The sequence below is a fragment of the Azohydromonas lata NBRC 102462 genome (assembly GCF_001571085.1).
GTDB classification, from domain to species: Bacteria; Pseudomonadota; Gammaproteobacteria; order Burkholderiales; family Burkholderiaceae_C; genus Azohydromonas; species Azohydromonas lata.
On the sequence record NZ_BCTC01000004.1, the window covers coordinates 61,178 to 83,728 of the forward strand.

Genomic DNA, 22,551 nt, shown 5'->3' on the forward strand with positions numbered 1-22,551 from the left:
GACAAGCCGGAGAAGCTCGAATGAAAAAGTTCATCCTCTCATTGCTGGCCACCCTGGCCATGGCCACGTCCGCCTTCGCTTCCAGCGGCGGCATCGCCTGGGACAAGTTCCCCGCGGACAAGCTCAACGACATGGCCGCGCTGCAAAACGGCGCCAAGCTCTTCGTCAACTACTGCCTCAACTGCCACTCGGCGGCCTACATGCGCTACAACCGCATGCGCGACATCGGCCTGACCGAGGAGCAGATCAAGGGCAACCTGATGTTTGCCACCGACAAGGTCGGCGACCTGATGAAGGTGTCCCTGGACGCCCGCCAGGCCAAGGAGTGGTTCGGTGCCACGCCGCCTGACCTGACCGTCATCGCGCGCTCGCGCGCCGACGGCTCCAAGGGCAGTGGTGCTGACTACCTTTACACTTACCTGCGTACCTTCTACCGCGACCCTGCCAAAGCCACCGGCTGGAACAACCTGGTTTTCCCCAGCGTGGGCATGCCCCATGTGCTGTGGGAACTGCAAGGCCAGCGCGTAGCCAAGTTCGAGGAAGAGAAGGACCCGCACGACGCCGCCAAGGTCACGCATGTGTTCAAGGGCTTCGAGCAGGTGACCCCTGGCAAGCTTGACGCCGCTGGCTACGACAGCGCCGTGGGCGACCTGGTGGCCTACCTGCAGTGGATGGGCGAGCCGGTGCAAAAGCAGCGCGTACGCCTGGGCGTGGCGGTGCTGATCTTCCTGGGTCTGTTCACCTTCATCGCCTGGCGCTTGAACGCTGCCTACTGGAAGGACATCAAGTAAGACTGGCGTTCAGCAGGCCCTAGTGGCCGAAAAAGCCTGCGCAGTGGGTGGCGTTGCCGCCCACTGCGCTTCATCATTTTCTGAAGAGACAAACAAGGAGCCGCTTCCATGATGGTGCTCTACTCCGGAACCACCTGCCCCTACTCGCACCGCTGCCGTTTCGTGCTGTTTGAAAAGGGCATGGACTTCGAGATCCGCGACGTCGATCTCTTCGCCAAGCCTGAAGACATCGCGCTGATGAACCCGTACAACGAGGTGCCCATCCTCGTTGAACGCGATCTCATCCTGTACGAGTCGCACATCATCAACGAGTACATCGACGAGCGCTTCCCGCACCCGCAGCTGATGCCCGGCGACCCCGTGGCGCGTGCGCGCGTGCGGCTGTTCCTGCTCAACTTCGAGAAGGAGCTGTTCACGCACGTCAACGTGCTCGAAGGCCGCGGCCAAGCCGTCAAGCCCACCGACAAGCAGTTGGAGAAGGCGCGCGCCCAGATCAAGGACCGCCTCACGCAGCTCGCGCCCATCTTCGTCAAGAACAAGTACATGCTGGGCGACGACTTCTCGATGCTGGACGTGGCCATCGCCCCGCTGCTGTGGCGCCTGGACTACTACGGCATCGACATGTCCAAGAACGCCGCACCGCTGCTCAAGTACGCCGAGCGCATCTTCTCGCGCCCGGCCTACATCGAGGCGCTGACGCCGTCCGAGAAGGTGATGCGCAAGTAAGCCATGAGCGAGGCCTCCACCGACCAGGGCTCCAGCACGCGCCCCTACCTGATCAGGGCGCTGCACGACTGGTGCACCGACAACGGCTTCACGCCCTACCTGGCGGTCTACGTGGACCGCAGCGTGCAGGTGCCGCTGGAGTACGTGAAGAACAACGAGATCGTGCTCAACATCGGTTTCGAGGCGACCTCGGGACTGAAGCTGGGCAACGAATTCATCGAGTTCAAGGCCCGCTTCGGCGGCCGTGCGCGCGAGATCGTGGTGCCGGTGGACCATGTGGTGGCCATCTATGCCCGCGAGAACGGGCAGGGCATGGCCTTCCCGGCGCCCACGGTCGCCGAGCCGCCGGCCGAGACGGCGGCGCCCGCTGCGCCGTCGCCCGCGCCGCAGGGCTTGCGCCTGGCCACGGCCGAGCCCGAGGCCGCCGCACCGGCGCCCGTGGAAGACGACGAGGCGGCCACGCCCGAGCCGCCGCCGGAGCCGCCCACGCCGGGCCGTCCGTCGCTCAAGCGCATCAAGTGAAAAGGTGAAGCCAGCGGCGGCTAAAATGCCGCCGCTGTGCACCGTGCCGGCTTAGCTCAGTTGGTAGAGCAGCTGCCTTGTAAACAGCAGGTCATCCGTTCGATTCGGATAGTCGGCACCACCAAGCAAACTCAATGATTCACGGCGCGTACCGCTTGCGGTGCGCGCCGTTTTTCTTGGCGCGGCCGAAACCCGCTCAGCCCTCCAGGGGGCGCAGGTGAATGCGGATGCGCTTGTCGCCAAAGCCCGCGTCGCGCAGTTGCTGCTCCATGCGCGGCAGCAGTTGGCGCAGCTTGGCCGCGACGGCGGCGTTGGAGGCCAGCAGTGTCCAGCCTTCCTCGTCCACGGGGCCGGCGCGCAGTTGCTGGCGCAGGGCCAGGGGCAGGACGCGGGTGGCGACTTCGAAGCGCTGGTTGGAGTCGCGCAGGCGCTGCGCCAGGCGCTGCAGCGCGGCGTTTTCGTCCAGCACTTTGGACAGCGGCAGGGCGGGTGGCATGGTGGTGGCCATCGCCAAAGTGTAGCCACAGCGCGCAAGGCTGCCCCGCGGGCGCGGCCTTGATGCCGGGCAAGGCGGCGTCGGCCGGGCGTCACGGGGCCGCAAAGACCCGGGTGTTAAACTGCCCGGCTTGCCCGCCGCGGCGGCCCGCGGCTTTGCTCCTCTTCATTTCCACTGCATGTTGCCCAAGCTCCTGACCCAGATTTTCGGCAGTCGCAACGACCGCCTCCTGAAGCAGTACCGGCGCGTGGTGGAGCAAATCAACGCCCTGGAGCCCCAGTTCGAGAAGCTCGACGACGCGGCTTTGCAGGGCAAGACCAACGAGTTTCGCCAGCGGCTGGCCCAGGGCGAGACGCTGGATGCGCTGCTGCCCGAAGCCTTCGCCACCGTGCGCGAAGCGGGCAAGCGCGTGCTCAAGATGCGCCACTTCGACGTGCAGCTCATAGGCGGCATGACCCTGCACCAGGGCAAGATCGCCGAGATGCGCACGGGCGAAGGCAAGACGCTCATGGCCACGCTGCCGGTCTACCTCAATGCGCTGCCCGGCAAGGGCGTGCACGTGGTGACGGTCAACGACTACCTCGCCCGCCGCGACGCGGAGTGGATGGGCCGGCTCTACAACTGGCTGGGCCTGTCCGTCGGCGTGAACGTGCCGGGCCTGGCCCGCGAGGAAAAGCAGGCCGCCTACGCCGCCGATGTCACCTACGGCACCAACAACGAATTCGGCTTCGACCTGTTGCGCGACAACATGGTTTACGAAGTCGCCGACCGCAGCCAGCGCGGGCTGAACTACGCCATCGTGGACGAGGTGGACTCCATCCTCATCGACGAGGCGCGCACGCCGTTGATCATCAGCGGCCAGGCCGAGGACCACACCGAGCTCTACGTGCGCATCAACGCCGTGGTGCCCCAGCTCAAGAAGCAGATCGGCGAAGCCGACCCGCGCACGGGCGAGGGCGTCATCGAGCCCGGCGACTTCACGGTGGACGAGAAGTCGCACCAGGTCTACCTCACCGAGGCCGGCCACGAGCACGCCGAAGAAATCCTGGCCGAGGCCGGACTGCTGGCCGAAGGCGCGAGCCTCTACGACCCGGCCAACATCACGCTCATGCACCACGTCTACGCGGCGCTGCGTGCACGCCACCTCTACAACCGTGACCAGCACTACGTGGTGCAGAACGGCGAGGTCGTGATCGTTGACGAGTTCACCGGCCGCCTCATGACGGGCCGGCGCTGGAGCGACGGCCTGCACCAGGCCGTGGAAGCCAAGGAAGGCGTGCAGATCCAGAGCGAGAACCAGACGCTCGCCTCCATCACGTTCCAGAACTACTTCCGCATGTACGCCAAGCTCGGCGGCATGACCGGCACGGCCGACACCGAGGCCTACGAGTTCCAGGAGATCTATGGGCTGGAAACGGTGGTGATTCCGCCCAACCGGCCCACCGTCCGCAAGGACGAGCTGGACCTGGTCTACAAGACGACCAAGGAAAAGTACGACGCGGTCATCAAGGACATCCAGGACTGCCACCAGCGTGGCCAGCCCGTGCTGGTGGGCACGACCTCGATCGAGAACTCCGAGATCGTTTCCGAGCTGCTGCAAAAGGCCAAGTTGCCGCACCAGGTGCTCAACGCCAAGCAGCATGCCAAGGAGGCCGAGATCGTGGCCCAGGCCGGCCGCCCGGGCGTGATCACCATCGCCACCAACATGGCCGGCCGCGGCACGGACATCGTGCTCGGCGGCAGCGTCGAGAAGCAAGTCCAGCTCCTGGAGGCCGACGACAGCATCCCCGCCGACGAGAAGGCGCGCCGCATCCAGCAGTTGCGCGACGAGTGGGCCGGCCTCAACGCCCAGGTCAAGGCCGCCGGCGGCCTGCGCATCATCGCCACCGAGCGGCACGAGAGCCGCCGCATCGACAACCAGCTGCGCGGCCGCTCCGGCCGCCAGGGCGATCCGGGCAGCTCGCGCTTCTACCTGAGCCTGGACGACTCGCTGATGCGCATCTTCGCGGGCGACCGCGTACGCGCCATCATGGACCGGCTCAAGATGCCCGAGGGCGAGGCCATCGAGGCCGGCATCGTCACGCGTTCCATCGAGAGCGCGCAGCGCAAGGTCGAGGCCCGCAACTTCGACGTGCGCAAGCAGCTGCTGGAATACGACGACGTCTCCAACGACCAGCGCAAGGTCATCTACCAGCAGCGCAACGAGATCCTGGAAGCGCAGGCGCTGGACGAGCAGATCGCCAACCTGCGCCGCAGCACCATGACGGAGCTGGTGCGCCAGCACGTCCCGGCCGAAACGCTGGAAGAGCAGTGGGACCTGACCAGCCTGGAGCGCGCGCTGCGCGAGGAGTGGCAGATCGAGCTGGCGCTGAAGTCCTTCGTGGAAGGCAGCCAGTCCGCGACGGACGAGGACATCCTTGAAAAGGTCGTGGCCGCCGCCGACGAGATGTTTGCCTCCAAGGTTGCGCTGGTGGGCGCCGAGCAGTTCACGCCCTTCATGCGCATGGTGCTGCTGCAGTCCATAGACACGCACTGGCGCGAGCACCTGGCAGCGCTGGACTACCTGCGCCAGGGCATACACCTGCGCGGCTATGCGCAGAAGAACCCCAAGCAGGAATACAAGCGCGAAGCCTTCGAGCTCTTCGCCCAGCTGCTGGACGTGGTCAAGAACGAGGTCACGCGCGTGCTCATGACCGTGCGCATCCAGACCCAGGAGCAGGTGGCGCAGGCCGCCGAGGCCATAGAAGAGCGCGCCGGCCACGTCGGCAACGTGACTTACACGCATCCCAACGACGACGGCTCGGTGTCGCAGGACACCGACCCCGCCGGCGAGGTGCCCAAGGTCGGCCGCAACGATCCCTGCCCCTGCGGCAGCGGCAAGAAGTACAAGCAGTGCCACGGCAAGCTCAGCTGAGCCTGCAGCCCCGCCGCTGAGCCGTATCGCAGCCTAGGAGTCGAACCCATGCCCGTGAACCTGACCGCGCCTGATCCCGCCACGCTTTCGCCCGTGCCGGGCGTGCGCATTGGCATCGCCATGGCCGGTGTGCGCAAGGCCAACCGCCGTGACCTGACCGTGATGACCCTGTCCGAGGGCTCGGCCGTGGCCGGCGTGTTCACGCTCAACCGTTACTGCGCCGCGCCGGTGCAGCTCTGCCGCGAGCACCTGGCCGCCGGCAACGGCGTGCGCGCCATCGTCATCAACACCGGCAACGCCAATGCCGGCACCGGCGAGGACGGCTTGGTGCGCGCGCGCCGCACCTGCATCGCGCTGGCCAAGCAACTGGACCTTTCGCCGGAACAGGTACTGCCTTTTTCCACCGGCGTGATCATGGAAACGCTGCCGGTGGAGCGCATAGAGGCCGGGTTGCCGGCGGCGCTGGCCGACCTCAAGGACGACAACTGGGCACTGGCGGCCGAGGGCATCATGACCACGGACACGCTGCCCAAGGCGGCGTCGCGGCAAGTGCAGATCAGTGGCCGCACCGTCACCGTCACCGGCATCAGCAAAGGCGCCGGCATGATCCGGCCCAACATGGCCACCATGCTGGGCTTCGTCGCCACCGACGCCGTGATCGCCCCCGCGCTGCTGCAGCCCCTGGTCAAGGAAGCCGCCGACGCCAGCTTCAACCGCATCACCATTGACGGCGACACCTCCACGAACGACTCGTTCGTGCTGGTCGCCACCCGCCAGGCGGGCCACGACGAGATCACCGCGCTCGACTCCGCCGAGGGCCAGGCGCTGCGGGAGGCGGTGATTGCCGTGTCGCAACAACTGGCGCAGGCCATCGTCCGTGACGGCGAGGGCGCCACCAAGTTCATCACCGTGCGCATTGACGGTGGCCGCACCGAGGCCGAATGCCGCCTGGCGGCCTACGCCATCGCGCACTCGCCGCTGGTGAAAACCGCCTTCTTCGCCAGCGACCCCAACTTGGGCCGCATCCTGGCCGCGGTGGGCTACGCCGGCATTGACGACCTGGACCAGAACCTCATCGACCTGTTCCTGGACGACGTGCACGTGGTGGTGAAGGGCGGACGGCATCCCGGGTACCAGGAAGCCGATGGCCAGCGCGTGATGAAGCAGTCCGAGATCACGGTGCGGGTGGACCTGCACCGCGGCGACGCCAGCGCCACCGTCTGGACCTGCGACCTCTCGCACGACTACGTCAGCATCAACGCCGACTACCGCTCCTGAGTTGTCGCGCGGCGGGCGGCCCAACGGTGCCGCCCGCCGCGCTTTTCATTTTGGGGTGCGATTTCTTCGCGCCCACGTGCCTCGCCTGTTCCCTTCGATTCGGGGGGAAACCCTGTGCGGGGTAAAGTCCTTGGTTCTTCGCGCTCACCCGGGTGCGATCTGCGCGCCCGCTTCCCATGAACGCACCCATTCCTGTCAATACCCTGGCCGGCGCCGCCGTGGCGGCCGCTGTCGAAGACGCGCCGCGCCTGCGCGAGATTCCCTACAACTACACGTCCTTCTCCGACCGCGAAATCGTGTCCCGGCTGTTGGGCGAGCGGGCCTGGGTGCTGCTGCTGCAACTGCGCGAGCAGCGCCAGACCGGGCGCTCGGCTCGCATGCTCTACGAGGTGCTGGGCGACATCTGGGTGGTGCAGCGCAACCCCTACCTGCAGGACGACCTGCTGGACAACCCCAAGCGTCGCGAGGCGCTGATCCAGGCCCTGCAGCACCGCTTGGGCGAGATCGGCAAGCGCCGCGATCCGCAAACCGATTCGCAGCGCGACGCCCTGGTGGGCGAGCTGCTGGCACTGGCCGGCAAGGCAGTGGGGGATTTCGGCGCCTCCTTTGACGAGGTTGCCGAGCTGCGCCGGCGCGCACGCCGCGTGCTGGGCCGCCACACCGCCAAGGACAACATCAAGTTCGACGGCCTCTCGCGCGTGGCCCACGTCACGGACGCCACCGACTGGCGCGTGGAGTATCCCTTCGTCGTCCTCACGCCCGACTCCGAGGCGGAGATGGCGCAACTGGTCAAGGACTGCGTGGAGCTGGGCCTGACCATCATCCCGCGCGGGGGTGGCACGGGCTACACGGGCGGCGCGGTGCCGCTGACCTGGAAGAGTGCCGTCATCAACACCGAGAAGCTGGAACAGATGACGGAGGTCGAGCTGGTCGACCTGCCCGGCGTGGCGCACAAGGTGCCCACCATCTGGACCGGCGCCGGTGTGGTCACGCAGCGCGTGGCCGACGCGGCCGAGCGTTCCGGCTACGTCTTCGCCGTGGACCCGACTTCGGCCGAGGCGAGCTGCGTGGGCGGCAACATCGCCATGAACGCCGGCGGCAAGAAGGCCGTGCTGTGGGGTACGGCGCTGGACAACCTGGCCTCCTGGCGCATGGTCACGCCAGAGGCCAAGTGGCTGGACGTGGTTCGGCTGGAGCACAACCTCGGCAAGATTCACGACGCGCCGCGCGTGCGCTTTGAGCTGCGCTACTTCGATGCCTCCGGCAAGACGCTGGAGCGCACCGAGACCATAGAGGTCCCGGGCAGCATCTTCCGCAAGGAAGGCCTGGGCAAGGACGTCACCGACAAGTTCCTCGCCGGCGTGCCCGGCATCCAGAAGGAAGGCTGCGACGGTCTCATCACCAGCGCGCGCTGGGTGGTGCACCGCATGCCCGCGCACGTGCGCACCGTGTGCCTGGAGTTCTTCGGCAACGCCAAGGACGCCGTGCCCTCCATCGTCGAGATCAAGGACTACATGTTCGCCCAGGCCAGGGACGGCGGCGCCATCCTGGCCGGCCTGGAGCACCTGGACGACCGCTACCTGCGCGCCGTGGGCTACGCCACCAAGAGCAAGCGCGGCACGCTGCCCAAGATGGTGCTCATTGGCGACATCGTGGGCGACGACGACGTGGCCGTGGCCCGCGCCGCCAGCGAGGTGGTGCGCATGTCCAACGGCCGCTCCGGCGAGGGCTTCGTCGCCGTCAGCGCCGACGCGCGCAAGAAGTTCTGGCTGGACCGCAAGCGCACCGCCGCCATTGCGCGCCACACCAACGCCTTCAAGATCAACGAAGACGTGGTGATTCCGCTGGAGCGCATGGGCGAATACACCAACGGCATCGAGCGCATCAACATCGAGCTGAGCCTGCGCAACAAGCTGCAGTTGCTCGACGCGCTGGAAGCCTTCTTCACCCGCGGCAACCTGCCCCTGGGCAAGAGCGACGACGCCAGCGAGATCCCCAGCGCCGAGCTGCTGGAGGACCGCGTGCAGCAGGCGCTGCAACTGCTGCGCGAGGTGCGCCAACTGTGGCAGCAGTGGCTGCAGCAGCTGGACGACCTGCAGCCGGGCGGCGGGCGCAGCTTCTTCGAGCTCATTCAGGACACCACGCTGCGCGCCTCCTGGAAGACGCAGGTGCTCAAGGCGCTGCAGGGCTTGTTCGCCGGCGCGGCCTTCGCGCCCATCCTGGAGGAGTGCCGCCGCATCCACAAGCAGGTGCTGCGCTCGCGCGTGTGGGTGGCGCTGCACATGCACGCCGGCGACGGCAACGTGCACACCAACATCCCGGTCAACTCCGACGACTACCAGATGCTGCAAACCGCCCATGAGGCGGTGGCCCGCATCATGGTGCTGGCGCGCAGCCTGGGCGGCGTGATCTCGGGCGAGCACGGCATCGGCATCACCAAGCTGGAATTCCTCAGCGACGAGGAGCTGCAGGGCTTTGCCGACTACAAGCGCCGCGTGGACCCGGAAGGCCGCTTCAACAAGGGCAAGCTGCTGCGCAACCCGCAGGCGCTGGGCCAGGACGTGCGCGCCGCCGATCTGGCGCATGCCTACACGCCGAGCTTCGGCCTGATGGGGCATGAGTCGTTGATCATGCAACAGAGCGACATCGGCGCCATCAGCGAGTCGATCAAGGACTGCCTGCGCTGCGGCAAGTGCAAGCCCGTGTGCGCCACGCACGTGCCGCGCGCCAACCTGCTCTACAGCCCGCGCAACAAGATCCTGGCCACCTCGCTGCTGGTGGAGGCTTTCCTGTACGAGGAGCAGACGCGCCGCGGCGTGTCCATCAAGCACTGGCAGGAATTCGAGGACGTGTCCGACCACTGCACGGTCTGCCACAAGTGCGCCACGCCCTGCCCGGTGAAGATCGACTTCGGCGACGTGTCCATGAACATGCGCAACCTGCTGCGCAAGATGGGCCAGAAGAGCTTCCGGCCCGCCGGCGCCGCGGCCATGTTCATGCTCAACGCCACCAACCCGGAGACCATCAAGCTGGCGCGCACGGCGATGTTGGGCGTGGGCATCAAGGCGCAGCGCTTTGCCAACGACTTGTTCAAGCTCGCCGCCCGCAAGCAGACGGCCTTGCCGCCGGCCACGCACGGTGCGGCGCCGGTGCGCGAGCAGGTCATCCACTTCGTCAACAAGAAGCTGCCCGGCGGGCTGCCCAAGAAGACGGCGCGTGCGCTGCTGGACATCGAGGACAAGAACTACGTCCCCATCATCCGCAACCCCAAGCTGACCACGGCCGACACCGAGGCGGTGTTCTACTTCCCCGGCTGCGGCTCGGAGCGGCTGTTCAGCCAGGTGGGCCTGGCCACGCAGGCCATGCTGTGGCATGCGGGCGTGCAGACGGTGCTGCCCCCCGGGTATCTCTGCTGCGGCTACCCGCAGCGCGGCAGCGGCCAATTCGAGAAGGCCGAGAAGATCATCACGGACAACCGCGTGCTCTTCCACCGCGTGGCCAACACGCTCAACTATCTGGACATCAAGACCGTGGTGGTGAGCTGCGGCACCTGTTTCGACCAGCTCCAGGGCTACGAGTTCGACAAGATCTTTCCCGGCTGCCGCATCGTGGACATCCACGAGTACCTGCTGGAGAAAGGCATCAAGCTCGACAGCGCGGGCGCCTACCTTTATCACGATCCCTGCCACACGCCCATGAAGCAGCAGGAGCCGATGAAGACGGTCCAGGCGCTGATGGGTCCCAACGTGCTCAAGAGCGAGCGCTGCTGCGGCGAAAGCGGCACGCTGGGCCTCAACCGCCCGGACATCTCCACGCAGATCCGCTTCCGCAAGACCGAGGAGCTGCGCAAGACCGAGGCCGTGCTGCGCGACGCGGGCAAGGTCGGCGCCAAGGAGGACATCAAGATCCTCACTTCCTGCCCAAGCTGCCTGCAGGGGCTCAGCCGCTACGGCGAGGACCTGAACAACGGGCTGCTGGAGGCCGACTACATCGTGGTCGAGATGGCGCGCAAGATCCTGGGCGAGAACTGGATGCCGGACTACGTGGCCCAAGCCAACACCGGCGGCATCGAGCGCGTGCTGGTCTGACCTGAGCTGCAGCGGCTGCTTCAGTCTTCGTCCGCGCCGCTGCCGATGCGGTGGGGCGCCGAAGACGGCCGCTCCTTTTGGCGTGAGGCCTTGCGTGGGCGCCAGCGCCGCTCCAGGCGTGCCACGGCACCGAGGATGGCCAGGACGATGAGGGCGGCCATCAACGCGGTGGCCGCGTGGCCATGGCCCGCGGCGGCCCCCACGGCAGCCGTCGTCCAAATGCCGGCCGCGGTGGTGAGGCCGCGGATCTTGCCTCGATCGCCGAGCTTGAGCACCGCGCTGGCCCCCAGGAAGCCAATGCCCGCGACCACCCCCTGCAGCACGCGGCTGGGGCCGTCACCGCCGAGTCCCGCCTGCGCCGGTATCAGCATGAACAGCGCCGCTCCCAGTGCCACCAGCATGTGCGTGCGCAATCCGGCAGCACTGCCGTGCTGCTCCCGCTGCCAGCCTATGGCCGCTCCAAGCAAGACCGCCAGCAGCAGCCGAGTGGCCGCGCGCGTGAGTTGCTCCGTGTCCTGGAGGCCGGCGAATTCCGACTCCAGGGTGTCCAGCACCACCGCCCAGCTCATTGCGTGGGTACGCCGGTATCGCTCCGGGTGTGGCTGCTGGTCATGCGGCGGGCAGGGCAAGAATGGCGCCTACCCGTGGCCGCGGCTTACTCCGCGGACAGGTGCCGTGCCCTGATCAGGCCGTGCCAGAAGGCGGTTTCCTTCTGCACGAAGTCGGCCAGCGCCGCCGGCTCGCCCGGCAGCACCTCCAGGCCGAACTCCTCCAGCCGCGTCTTCACCTCCGGCGTGAGGATGGCCTTGTGCATCTCGGCCGAAAGGCGATTGACGATGGCCTGCGGCGTGCTGCGCGGGACGAACAGCGCCTGCCAGGCCGTGGCCTCGAAGTCCTTGACACCCGCTTCCTGCAGCGTGGGCACGTTGGGAAGGGCGGGGATGCGCTGTCGCCCCATCACGGCCAACGCCTTGAGCTTGCCGCTGCGTATCAGAGGCAGGCCGGCGGCAGTGTCCAGCACCGTCATGGGGACCTGGCCGGCGATCACGTCCTGCGATGCGAAGGCCGTGCCGCGATAGGGCACGTGCACTACGAAGCTGCCCGTGCGCTCCTTGAGCAACTCCATGGCGAGGTGGTGCGGGCTGCCGATGCCGGGCGAGGCGTAGCTGTAGCGGCCCGGGTTGGCCTTGAGGGCCTGCAGCCACTGGCGCGCGTCGTCGAAGCCGGACTGCGGATTCACTACCACGATGAGCGGAAAGCGCGCCATGAAGCCCACGGGCGCGAAGTCCTGCGGCGCGTAGGGCAGCCGCTTGTACATGGCCTGATGGAACACCATGGCGCCGTTGTCGCCGGTGAGCAGCGTGTAGCCGTCGGCCGGGGACTTGGCGGCGTTGTCGGTGCCAATGATGCCGGCCGCGCCCGGGCGATTTTCGATGTAGAGGGTCTGGCCGAGCTGGCGGCCCATCTGCGGCGCGAGCTGGCGGGCAAGGAAGTCCGAGCCGCCGCCGGCCGGGTAGGCCACCACCCAGCGAATGGGTTTGGACGGCCAGGCCGCCTCATCCGCGCGGGCGGCCCAGGGTGACAGCGAGGCCAGCGCGGTGGCACTGGCGGCGTGGAGCAGGCGGCGGCGGGGCAGGTTCATTGGGGTCGTGGGCGGGGCCAAATTGGGCGATCTTAGCCAGCGGGATAATCAGGCTTGACCGCGCCCGCGGGCGCACCGTTTTCCGGAGTCTTCATGAGCAGCAGCTTCCAGCATCAACCCACGGCCCTCACCGTGCACCAGCAGTCACGGCAGCTGGAAATCAGCTTCGATGATGGATCCAACTTCCGCATTCCCTTCGAGCTGATGCGCGTGTATTCGCCCTCGGCCGAAGTCCAGGGCCATGGCCCGGGCCAGGAAACGCTGCAGACCGGCAAGCGCCAGGTGGAGATCAACGCCATTGAGCCCGTGGGCCACTACGCCGTACAGCCCACGTTCTCCGACGGCCACGACTCCGGCATCTTCACCTGGGAATACCTGTACTTCCTCGGCTCGCAGCAGGCGCAGCTGTGGCAGGACTACGAGAAACGGCTGCAGGCGGCCGGCGTCGATCGCGACGCGCCCATGCCCGAAAAAGCGGGTTCTTCCTGCGGCCACCACCACTGAACCAACGCTTCATGAGCCAGACCCATTTCGGTTTCGAAACCGTCGAAGAGCAGGAAAAGGCGCGCCGCGTGCGCGGCGTGTTCGATTCCGTCGCGTCCAAGTACGACGTGATGAACGACCTGATGTCCATGGGCATGCACCGCGCGTGGAAGGCTTACACCGTTGCGGTGGCCAATCTGCGCGAGGGCCAGCGCGTGCTGGACATCGCCGGCGGCACGGGCGACCTGGCGCGCGCCTTCGCGCCCAAGGTCGGTGCCAGCGGCATGGTGGTGCACACCGACATCAACGAGGCCATGTTGCGCACGGGCCGCGACCGGCTGCTGGACAAAGGCATGGTGCTGCCCAGCACCATCTGTGACGCCGAGAGGCTGCCGTTTCGCGAAGGCGCTTTCGACCTCGTGAGCGTGGCCTTCGGTCTGCGCAACATGACGCACAAGGACGGGGCGCTGGCCGAGATGGCCCGTGTGCTCAAGCCGGGCGGGCGGCTGCTGGTGCTGGAGTTCTCCAAGGTCGCCGCGCCGCTGCAAAAGGCCTATGACTGGTACTCCTTCAAGGTGCTGCCGCGCCTGGGCCAGATGGTGGCCGGCGACGCCGACAGCTACCGCTACCTGGCCGAGTCCATCCGCATGCACCCGGATCAGGCCACGCTCAAATCCATGATGAAGTCCGCCGGCTTCGGCCATGTGGACGTGCACAACCTCACCGGCGGCGTCGTGGCGCTGCATGTGGGCATCAAGTGCTGAGAAGCCCCTCGTAAGCTGCAATTCGGCCCGCGAGCGGGCCGAATTGCAGCAGGGTTGCCGTCGTTCTCAAGCGCGTGGCGCGCACTCCGTGGCCAGGAAGCGGCCTATGCGCTCGGCAAGCCGCTGCGGCGCGGCGTGGCGCTGGCGGGGGCGAAAGCCCTGCAGCGCCTGCAGTTGGGCGGGAATCTGCGCTGTCTCGTAGGCCACCAGCACGTGCTGCAGCTCCTCGAAGCGGCGGGCGGTGGCGATCTGGTGGTCGTTGACGTGCTCGGCGTGGCGCACCAAGCGGGGCACCACCAGCAGCCGCTTGTCGTGCTCCAGCGCCATGGCGATGGTGCCGGCGCCGGCATGGCTGAGCAGCATGTCGGCGCGCTCCAGCAGCTTTTCGAACTCCACCCGGGACAGGAATCGGTGGAAGGGCATGTGGCGCGGCTCGTAGCGGCCATCGCCTATCTGCGCCACCACCTCCTCGGTGATGCGCCCGGCGCCGACATGCTCGTCCACCGCGCGCACCAGGCGGTCGAAGGGAAACATCGAGCCCACGGTGAGCAGGATCACAACACCTCCCCGGCGTATTCCACACCCGGATAGCGCGCCGCCACGGCCGGCCATTGCGCCAGGCACAGGTCCGCGACCCGGCGCATCAGCCGCCCGCTGACGGACAGCGCTTCGATCTGCGCCACGCTGTCTATCCACACCACTTTGGCGCCCAGCAACTTGGACCAGATGCAAAACAGCGCCAGCGGCATGGAGCCGGTGGTCACTACCACGTCCGGGCGCTCCTTGAACGCCAGCCACAGCGTGCGGCCCAGCACACCCACAGCTTGCAGCGGCTTGCGCCGGTCGCACTCGCCAATGACGTGTACGGGCCGGTTGCCGGCGTCGAAGCCCGACGCGGCAATCGCCATGGTGGTGATGTAGGCCGCCGGCTCCGCCGGCCACAAGCCCCGCGCGTTGCGCAGCAGGATTTGCAGCTCGTTGGCGTGCCCGCCCGCCGAGGCGCCGACGACCAGCTTCATTGCGGTGCCAGCGTCAGCTCGTCGATGAGCTGCTTGGTGTGGCGGATGTTGGCGCGCGAGGAGGCGCCGAACACGATGGACTCGATGCGCGGCTGCTGGCACACGTAATCAATGGCTTCCTGCGGCGCAATCGCCCCGGAGGCCAGCACCGACATCGCCACCGGCCTGAAGCGGCGCTGCGCAATGGCCTGCTCGTAGGCCGGAATGCCGCCGCACATGCGAAAACCAATCTTGTTGATGTTGGAGCAGACGACGGGATTTTCTATGCCCAGCTCATCCAGCACGTCCAGCAGCTTGGGCAAATTCATGGTGATGTAGCCCGGCTCGGCGCCGTAGGCATTTCGCACGTGGTCATGGAACATGCGCAGCACGGGTTTCAGATTCAAACCCAGGAACAAATCGGTGATGACGTTTTGCAGGAATATCACTGGGGTATTCAGGCCGCGGAACATTTTCATTTCCGCATCCACCAGCAACTGCAGGATTTTCTCGATATCCTTGTTTGCCAGCGCCATGCCCCCCTTGAGCATCGCGCCCAACGATCCTTCCTCGGGCAAAAACTTTTTCAGCGCCTCCAGCATGCCGTATTCGGTGACGGCATTGGCGTATTTGTGGGCATAAGGCATGCAAGGATAAAAGGTGTAATCCGGATATTGCGCCTTGTGCTCGCGGAAGTAATCACAGATTTCATTCACGCGATCGTGCGTGGTGCACATGAAGGTGCGAATGCCTTCCTTGTAGGCGGCGTCCAGCACGTTGATGATGGCCGAAATGTCCTGAAATCGCATGGCCTGTGCACGGGCCTTTTCCTCGGACATGTGGTTCACGCCGAAGAACTGGTTGTCGCCAAAGAGAACGCGGTCCATGGGCTGTTGGTTGGGCTGGAGCATTGGTGTTGAGTCCGGCAAATGAAAGTCGTGTCGTCAATGAGTATTTGGATCGCTGCTGGAATTCAGCTGCCCACCAGGCGTGACCACAAACCACCGCGACGACCCGCCATGCCGGCGGTTTCCGCAGCGTGCTGCGGCGCGGTCCCGTTTTCGGTATCGAGCAGCATGGAAACCAGCCGGTCGGTTTGCAGCGCGGAGCGGAACGAATTTTCGCCATCCAGTCGGCCCATTTTGATGCTCTGCACGAAGTAATCCACCTGTGCCGAATATTCCTCGCCGCGCAGGTAATACCAGACTTCTTGCGTGAGATCCGTCGTGTAGCGAACGGACCAACCCTTGGGCGCGCCGGGCAGGGCCTCATGGGGTTCGCGCAGGTAAATCTGGCACTCCTGGCGGTCGGCGACAAGCTTGCCCTTGGTGCCCCAGACCGAGAGGGTGGTGGACATCTTGCGGTGGCTTTCGTCGCTCCAGTTCACGCTGAGCTGTGCGCTGCCGCCGCCGGGGTAGCGGAAGAGCGCGTACACCTCGTCGTCCACGTCGCGCGAGAACACACCATGGCGTACTACGCCGCTGACGGTACTGGGCGGGCCGGCCACGAAATTCATCAGGTCCAGGGCGTGGCAGGCATAGTCGTAAAGTGCGCCGCCACCCTCGTTCTTGGCCGAGCGCCAGGTCGATCCGCTGGGTCGCAGCACCACGGGGCCATAGGCCTCGGCGCGCACGTTGTGGATCTCGCCCAGCGCGCCGCTGCGCACGATGCGCGCTGCTTCCTTGAAGGCGCCGACGAAGCGGTAGTGGTAGCCCACTTGGTTGACGAGCTTCTTCTGCTCCGCCAGTTCGGCCAAGGGATAGCCGTCTTCCGGATCGAGCACGAAAGGCTTTTCACAAAATACATGCAGGCCCTGGTCCAGCGCTGTTCTTACCATGGAAGCATGAATTTTGGACGGCGTGGCAATCAATATGGCATCCAGCTTTTCCTCGGCCAGCATTTTCTTGAAGTCAGAGTAGCACTTCAGGCCGGAATACTGGGTAAGAACGTCTGTGAGATAAGTGGATGAATCACAACCGGCCACAAGTTCAATGTCGGGATGGGCGCGCGCAATCGCCAAGTGCGACAGGCCCATTTTGCCCAAACCCAATACAGTAGTTCTGATCATCGCATTTTCCTGAGTGAGAAAGATATTGAAGATTACCGGTCAGGCAAGCACCTGCGCATAAACGTCAGATACTGCGCGGGCCATGCTGCTGGAGGAGTAACGTTCGGATTGCAGCTGATAAGCTTGCTGCCGAAGTTGTGCCCAGTCGTGCCGCCCATCCATCAATGCGGCCAATTCGCCTGCCAGCGCTTGGTCATTTGCCGGCGGTACGACCAGTCCGGTGCGGCCATGCTCTAAAACTTCGGGAATACCTTCCACGTCCGAAGCCACCACCGGCACGCCTACCGCCATGGCTTCCAAGACCGCCATGGGCATGCCTTCGCCGTACAAACTGGGCAAAACCATCACGTCCAATTGCGCGAGGGCTTGATTAACGTCGCGTGTGAATCCCAGCCAATCCACGTGTTCTGAAATGCCGAGGCTGTCGGCCAGCGCTTTGATTTCCTGCTCGTAGGCAGGCGTTTCAAAACCGCCAATGGCCACCACGCGCAGCGTGCGGCCCTGGCGGAGCAAATGTGCTGCTGCTTTCAGCAGTACCTCCATGCCCTTGCGTGGCCTGAAAAGCGCGACGGCGCCGATGCGCCATGTACCCGCAGGGGTAGGGCGCACCGGCAGCGGGCCGGGTGTAGGCACGCCGTTGGGTACGGTGAAGATGCGCCGCGGAGAAAAGCCCTGCTCGACCAGATAGCGCTCCAGACTGCGCGAAACGGGAATCAGCGCTTGAATGGAAGCGGCGCTCCAGCGCTCGACCACGCTGTTGACGCGGTTCATGAACGCGGCTTCCGTATCGCGCGCGGTCGGGCTATGCACATGGTGAACCATGGGTACGCCGGCCAGCAGGCTGGCGATGCGCCCAATCATGGCGCCGCGTGGCGAATGCGAATGCAGCAGTTCGAATCCGCCCTCGCGCGCGAGCCTCGCGACTTGGCGGGCGCAGCCGAAATCAAACCGGTGCCTCATCGGCATTTTGTAAAGACTAATTTCCTTGCCTGAACGCAGCGCTGGAAATTTGTCTGGTTTGAAGCAAACGAAATTAATTTCGTGCCCCAATTCGGTGAGCCCGAGCGCCAAAAGGTCCTGGACCTTTTCAGCTCCCGCGTAATACTCTCCATTGATGATGTGAAGAACTTTCAACGAAGAACTCCGGTGCGGGATGGTCGTAAATCCTTGATCACTTCCAGGAATTCAACATGACGGCCAGATCGGTCGCGCATACATCAAGCATGCGCAGAATTTGGTTGTGTTTCAAAAATTTACCTCATGCACATTTGGCAGCTTATTGCCGCCTCATGGATAAACCTTAGCATTCCAGGATGCCCGATTCGCTACCAAAGTGAGGGTGCATTATTGCTACGGGTAACCCCCATTCTCGTTGGTACCCGTGTTCATGGGGCTGCCGCGGCATGGTCTATGGCGGTTTACTGCGACCCATCGAAAGCGCTCCAGAGGTCATGACGTTGTCTTGTCACAGTTTTGGTAACCAGCCATGCCACCATCAATATTGAATACTCAACGCATGGCGCCGTCTGCAAATACTCTTCCGTGTGCGCACAGGAAATTTTTGTGCACCGGTGTGGTTTTGGTGATGACGCTTGGATTACTAGCCGGTTGTGGAAATGGCAAGGAAAAAGCCGCTTCCCAGGTGGCCGCGAAAGTCAATGACAATGAAATATCGGTGCACCAGGTGAATTACCTGCTGCAGCAGCGGGAGGTCAAGCAGGATGCCGTGGAGGCTGCAAGCCGCCAAGCCTTGAATCGGTTGATAGATCAGGAGTTGGCTGTTCAAAAGGCGCTTGATTTGAAAATTGACCGCCAGCCAGCGGTATTGCAGGCACTGGAAGCTGCCAAGCGCGATGTTTTGGCGCGAGCCTATGTCGAGCGGGTTGCCGATGCCGCCACGCCGCCCTCTGTGGCTGAAATGGAAAAGTTTTACAAGGACAAGCCGGCATTGTTCGCCGAGCGACGCATTTATCAACTGCAGGAGCTCAACATCGAATTGCCAAGCGAGCAATTATCTGAACTGGGCAAGCGCCTGTCCGCTGCCAAGGATATTGATACATTTGCCGATTACTTGCGCAGCAGCAATATCAAATTTGCCCAAAACCGTGCCGTGCGCGCTGCCGAGCAGCTGCCCCTGGAAAAGCTGGATGAGTTTGCGCAGATGAAGGATGGGCAGGCCCGTCTCATGCGCACACCGACGGGCGCGACAGTGCTGGTTCTGGTGAAATCGCAGCTCCAGCCTGTGGATTTTGAGAAAGCCAAGCCTGCCATAGAGCAGTACTTGGCTTCGCAGCGCAAGCGCGAATTGGTGGAGCGCGACATGAAGGATTTGCGTACGGCTGCCAAGATTGAATACGTCGGCAAATTTGCGGAAGCTGCGGCATCCGCGCCTGCCGCAAATGTGGTGAACGGGCCCAGCGAGCCCGATACGCCAAACGCGCCCGCCATTGCGTCGGGTAATACCTCGTCAGTTGACCAAGGAATGGGGGTGAACAAATGAATTCATCTGTCCGCCATGCGCGTCTGGGCACCATTGCTGCCCTGGCCGTTTTCTCCTTCACGTTTGCGCAGGCCGAAACTCCCAGCAGTTCCCGTGTCGCAGCCGCGCAGGTGCCGGCACCTGCGGCTCCTGCGCCGTCGTCGGCGGCCAATGTGGCTGACTATCGACTTGGCGCTGGAGATTCGATCAAGATCTCGGTTTTCCAAAATCCAGATCTGGCATTGGAAACCCGGATCACCGACAGCGGCATGGTGACGTATCCGCTCATAGGTGCGGTGAAGGTCGGAGGCCTGACAGTGCCCCAGGCTGAGCAGCGTATTGCCAGCGCTCTGAGTTCCGGCAATTTTGTGAAGCAGCCGCAAGTTTCGATTTTGATCATGCAGGTACGCGGCAATCAGGCCGCGGTGCTGGGTTATGTGAATCGTCCGGGCCGTTATCCGCTGGAAGTTTCACAAATGCGTCTGGCTGACTTGCTGGCCCTCGCAGGAGGGGTGGCCGATGGCGGCTCTGAAATTATCACCCTGGTGGGTGTGCGCGATGGAAGGCCGTTCCGCACGCAAATATCGCTGCCTGCCGCCTTCACTTCAGGTGCCCAAGATGCCGCTTTTGAAACTCGCGTCCAGGATGGCGATGTAGTTTGGGTGGACCGTGCACCCACGGCTTATATCTATGGTGAAGTGCAGCGCCCCGGCCCCTTGCGCCTGGATCGCGGCATGACGCTGCTGCAAGGGTTGGCCGCTGGTGGCGGCTTGACCGCACGGGGTACCGAGCGTGGTTTGAAGGTTCACCGCAAATCCGCCGACGGCAATATCGAGATACTGACCCCTTCCATGAGCGAACCACTGCGCGAAGGCGACGTGGTTTATGTCCGCGAGAGCATTTTCTAAGGATTGCCGCATGTCCATTGCTCAGTTCTTTGCCATCCTGGTGGCGCGATGGAAAGTCGTGCTGGCAGTGCTCCTGGCCACGGTGGCGGCCACGATAGGCATCAGCCTGCTGATGCCCAAGACCTATACGGGTACGGCTTCGGTGCTGGTTCAGGTCGCCACGCCTGACCCCATCGTGGGCATGAGCCTAGCGAGCCAGTTGGTGCCGCAGGTCATCACCAGCCAGGTCGAAATTCTCAACAGCGACCGCGTTGCGCAGCGCGTGGTGCGCATTCTCAAGCTTAACGAGAACCCCGACCTGCGCAGCCAATGGCAGGAGGTGACGCAAGGCGTGGGCTCGTTCGAGGCTTGGTTGGGCGACATGCTGCAGATCAACCTGCAGGTGGTGCCCGGCCAGTCCAACATCATCATGGTCAATTACAAGTCGCCGGACCGTAAGCTGGCCGCAGCAACGGCCAATGCCTTCGTCAAGGCCTACCTGGAAACGGCTCTGGAGCTGCGCGTGGATCCCGCGCGCCAATCCACCGCCTTCTTCGACGAGCGTGCCAAGAGCCTGCGCGCCCAAGTCGACAAGGCGCAGGCCGCGCTGTCCAAGTACCAGCAGGACAACGGCATCGTCGCCACCGACGAGCGCATCGACATCGAAACCGCTCGTCTGAACGAACTGTCCTCGCAGTTGGTGGCGGTGCAAGCCTTGTCGGCCGAGACGACCAGCCGCCAGGCTGCGGCCAACGTGGCCAGCGACCGCGTGCAGGACGTGCTCACCAACGGCGTGGTGTCGGGGTTGCGGGCTGAGCTCTCCCGCCAGGAGGCGACGCTGAGCCAGCTGACGTCGCGCCTGGGCGACAACCACCCGCAAGTGCAGGAAGCCAAGGCCTCCATCAACGGACTGCGTGCGCGGATCGACACGGAAGTGGCCCGCGTGGCCGGCGGCGTGGCGGTGAGCAGCCGCATCAACCGCTCGCGTGAAGCCGAGATCCGTGCTGCCGTCGAGACCCAGCGCGACCGGGTGCTCAAGCTCAAGGCCCAGCGCGACGGCATGGCCTCGCTGCTGCGCGACGTGGACAACGCCCAAAAGGCCTACGACACGGTGCTGGCCCGCCTGAACACCACCAGCATCGAGAGCCAAGCCACCATCACCAACCTGGTCGAGTTCTCGCGTGCCAACGAGCCGATTGAGCCCTCGTCGCCGCTGCTGCTGCTCAACACCATCGTGGCCATCTTCGTCGGCTCCATCCTGGCCGTCGGCGTGGCGCTGATGCTGGAATTCATGAACCGCCGCGTGCGCTCGCCCAACGACGTGGTGCAGCTGGCCGATCTGAGCGTCATCGGTTTCCTGCCCAAGCCGGACCGCAAGAACTGGTTCCGGGGCAATCGCTCCACGTCCATGCAGACGCGGCTGGTGGGCTATCAGGGAAAGGCTGTGTAAATGGAGTTGCATCGCATGCCCACTTCGACCTTGCGTGACGGGACTTCCGGCGCCCCGTTCAACTATCGCAGCGACCAGGGAGCTTCCGTGGACGAGGGCGAGGGCACGAAGGAAAGGCCGCTGGGCGAGATCATCAAGTCGGCCAACCACCTCAGCGACGAGCAGATCGACCGCGTACTGCAGCACCAGAAGGAGCGCGGCATACGCTTCGGCGAAGCCGCGATCGAACTGGGCGTGGCCAGCGGCAACGACGTGCTGTGGGCCTTGTCCCAGCAGTTCCACTACCCGTACCCGGCCAACTCCAAGAGCCTGCTCAGCAGCGAGCTGGTGACGGCGCGAGATCCGTTCTCGTTCCGCTCCGAGGCGTTCCGCGCCATCCGCAGCCAGCTGATGATGACGCTGTTCACCGAGGAGACCGGCGCGCGCTCGCTGGCCGTGGTGAGCCCCGACACGGGCGACGGCAAGACCTACTTCTCGGCCAACCTTGCCATCGCCTTCTCGCAGTTGGGCGGGCGCACGCTGCTGATCGACGCGGACATGCGCAACCCGCGTCAGCACGAGGTGTTCTGCGTGGACAACACCGCCGGGCTCTCCGGCGTGCTGTCCGGGCGCACGCTCATCAACGTGATCCGCCCGGTGGAAGAGCTGCCCAGCCTGTACCTGCTGCCTGTGGGCGCGGTGCCGCCCAACCCGCTGGAGTTGGTGGAGCGCCCCGCCTTCGGCCTGCTCATGCGCGAGCTGTCGTCCAAGTTCGACTATGTCGTGGTGGACACGCCTGCCTACGTGCACGGCTCGGATGCGCCGGTGATCGCCGCGCGCTGCGACGGCGCGCTGACCATGGTGCGCTCCGGCCGCAGCAGCGCCGCCGCGCTTCAGGACCTCACCACGGCCTTGCGCAGCGTGCCCACGCGGCTGTGCGGCGTCGTGATGAACGAGTTCTGACCATTCACCGCATCAATCAGAGG

Annotated in this window: 20 protein-coding genes and 1 tRNA gene; 13 read left to right on the top strand and 8 right to left on the bottom strand. The window is 64.8% G+C overall.

The genetic code is table 11. The features are described 5' to 3' along the window. Positions 1-20 precede the first annotated feature (20 nt). The 4 genes from ALA01S_RS02870 (at position 21) to ALA01S_RS02885 (ending at position 2,160) form a co-directional block, all read left to right on the top strand. Positions 21-791 carry a cytochrome c1 gene (locus ALA01S_RS02870; RefSeq protein ID WP_066331794.1) on the top strand — a complete coding sequence of 257 codons (771 nt, stop codon included), beginning with the start codon at positions 21-23 and terminating at the stop codon, positions 789-791. Between the two features lie 108 nt (positions 792-899). Beyond that, entirely contained in the window at positions 900-1,517 is a 618-nt protein-coding gene (locus tag ALA01S_RS02875) for a glutathione S-transferase N-terminal domain-containing protein (protein ID WP_066331796.1), read from the top strand. A gap of 3 nt (positions 1,518-1,520) precedes the next feature. Next, positions 1,521-2,039: a ClpXP protease specificity-enhancing factor gene (locus ALA01S_RS02880; RefSeq protein ID WP_066331798.1), complete on the top strand. Its 519-nt coding sequence runs from the start codon at positions 1,521-1,523 to the stop codon at positions 2,037-2,039. 45 nt (positions 2,040-2,084) lie between these two features. Beyond that, a tRNA-Thr gene (locus ALA01S_RS02885) sits at positions 2,085-2,160 on the top strand. Between the two features lie 75 nt (positions 2,161-2,235). Here the strand turns inward: ALA01S_RS02885 and ALA01S_RS02890 are convergent. Next, positions 2,236-2,535, bottom strand: coding sequence for a hypothetical protein (locus ALA01S_RS02890; RefSeq protein ID WP_238455673.1), 300 nt, complete (start codon positions 2,533-2,535; stop codon positions 2,236-2,238). 178 nt (positions 2,536-2,713) lie between these two features. Between ALA01S_RS02890 and secA the strand changes: the two genes are divergently transcribed. The 3 genes from secA to ALA01S_RS02905 all read left to right on the top strand — a co-directional run bounded on the left by secA (position 2,714) and on the right by ALA01S_RS02905 (position 10,815). After that, positions 2,714-5,449, top strand: a complete 2,736-nt coding sequence (secA, locus tag ALA01S_RS02895) for a preprotein translocase subunit SecA (RefSeq protein WP_066331805.1) — start codon at positions 2,714-2,716, stop codon at positions 5,447-5,449. A 48-nt stretch (positions 5,450-5,497) separates the two neighbouring features. Next, entirely contained in the window at positions 5,498-6,727 is a 1,230-nt protein-coding gene (argJ, locus tag ALA01S_RS02900) for a bifunctional glutamate N-acetyltransferase/amino-acid acetyltransferase ArgJ (RefSeq protein ID WP_066331807.1), read from the top strand. 176 nt (positions 6,728-6,903) lie between these two features. Next, positions 6,904-10,815, top strand: coding sequence for a DUF3683 domain-containing protein (locus ALA01S_RS02905; protein WP_066331810.1), 3,912 nt, complete (start codon positions 6,904-6,906; stop codon positions 10,813-10,815). A 20-nt stretch (positions 10,816-10,835) separates the two neighbouring features. Here the strand turns inward: ALA01S_RS02905 and ALA01S_RS02910 are convergent, their stop codons facing one another. After that, entirely contained in the window at positions 10,836-11,384 is a 549-nt protein-coding gene (locus ALA01S_RS02910; RefSeq protein WP_066331813.1) for an MgtC/SapB family protein, read from the bottom strand. A gap of 86 nt (positions 11,385-11,470) precedes the next feature. Continuing rightward, the gene (locus tag ALA01S_RS02915) at positions 11,471-12,457 is read right to left on the bottom strand and encodes a Bug family tripartite tricarboxylate transporter substrate binding protein (protein ID WP_066331815.1); all 987 of its coding nucleotides are present in this window, start codon (positions 12,455-12,457) and stop codon (positions 11,471-11,473) included. Between the two features lie 93 nt (positions 12,458-12,550). Between ALA01S_RS02915 and ALA01S_RS02920 the strand changes: the two genes are divergently transcribed. Both ALA01S_RS02920 and ubiE read left to right on the top strand, forming a co-directional pair. After that, on the top strand, positions 12,551-12,961 hold the full coding sequence (locus ALA01S_RS02920; RefSeq protein WP_066331818.1) for a gamma-butyrobetaine hydroxylase family protein: 411 nt from the start codon (positions 12,551-12,553) through the stop codon (positions 12,959-12,961). A gap of 11 nt (positions 12,962-12,972) precedes the next feature. Next, complete coding sequence (gene ubiE / locus ALA01S_RS02925) at positions 12,973-13,704, top strand: bifunctional demethylmenaquinone methyltransferase/2-methoxy-6-polyprenyl-1,4-benzoquinol methylase UbiE (protein ID WP_066331821.1); 732 nt, start codon at positions 12,973-12,975, stop codon at positions 13,702-13,704. A 66-nt stretch (positions 13,705-13,770) separates the two neighbouring features. On the opposite strand, the gene pssE is transcribed toward ubiE, so the two are convergent. The 5 genes from pssE to ALA01S_RS02950 form a co-directional block, all read right to left on the bottom strand. Then, a complete protein-coding gene (pssE, locus tag ALA01S_RS02930) occupies positions 13,771-14,262 on the bottom strand; it encodes a PssE/Cps14G family polysaccharide biosynthesis glycosyltransferase (RefSeq protein WP_066331825.1) in 492 nt (163 codons plus the stop codon). Next, positions 14,259-14,723: a glycosyltransferase family protein gene (locus ALA01S_RS02935; protein ID WP_066331827.1), complete on the bottom strand. Its 465-nt coding sequence runs from the start codon at positions 14,721-14,723 to the stop codon at positions 14,259-14,261. The genes pssE and ALA01S_RS02935 overlap by 4 nt, the downstream gene beginning before the upstream one ends. Then, positions 14,720-15,589, bottom strand: coding sequence for a hypothetical protein (locus ALA01S_RS02940; protein WP_066331950.1), 870 nt, complete (start codon positions 15,587-15,589; stop codon positions 14,720-14,722). Before ALA01S_RS02940 ends, ALA01S_RS02935 begins: the two co-directional genes overlap by 4 nt. 86 nt (positions 15,590-15,675) lie before the next feature. Then, on the bottom strand, positions 15,676-16,770 hold the full coding sequence (locus tag ALA01S_RS02945; protein ID WP_066331829.1) for a Gfo/Idh/MocA family protein: 1,095 nt from the start codon (positions 16,768-16,770) through the stop codon (positions 15,676-15,678). Between the two features lie 39 nt (positions 16,771-16,809). Then, on the bottom strand, positions 16,810-17,904 hold the full coding sequence (locus ALA01S_RS02950; RefSeq protein ID WP_066331831.1) for a glycosyltransferase: 1,095 nt from the start codon (positions 17,902-17,904) through the stop codon (positions 16,810-16,812). 382 nt (positions 17,905-18,286) lie between these two features. Here ALA01S_RS02950 and ALA01S_RS02960 point away from each other — a divergent pair, with 382 nt between their 5' ends. Genes ALA01S_RS02960 through ALA01S_RS02975 form a run of 4 tightly spaced genes read left to right on the top strand, consistent with a single transcriptional unit; the run spans position 18,287 to position 22,528 of the window. Continuing rightward, entirely contained in the window at positions 18,287-19,270 is a 984-nt protein-coding gene (locus ALA01S_RS02960; protein WP_084267153.1) for an EpsD family peptidyl-prolyl cis-trans isomerase, read from the top strand. Next, positions 19,267-20,157 (top strand): polysaccharide export protein EpsE, encoded by an 891-nt coding sequence (epsE, locus tag ALA01S_RS31445; protein ID WP_084267154.1) that lies wholly within the window; start codon positions 19,267-19,269, stop codon positions 20,155-20,157. The genes ALA01S_RS02960 and epsE overlap by 4 nt, the downstream gene beginning before the upstream one ends. A gap of 10 nt (positions 20,158-20,167) precedes the next feature. Next, positions 20,168-21,586 (top strand): chain length determinant protein EpsF, encoded by a 1,419-nt coding sequence (epsF, locus tag ALA01S_RS02970; protein WP_066331839.1) that lies wholly within the window; start codon positions 20,168-20,170, stop codon positions 21,584-21,586. Between the two features lie 15 nt (positions 21,587-21,601). After that, a complete protein-coding gene (locus ALA01S_RS02975) occupies positions 21,602-22,528 on the top strand; it encodes a polysaccharide biosynthesis tyrosine autokinase (protein WP_066331952.1) in 927 nt (308 codons plus the stop codon). Positions 22,529-22,551 lie beyond the last annotated feature (23 nt).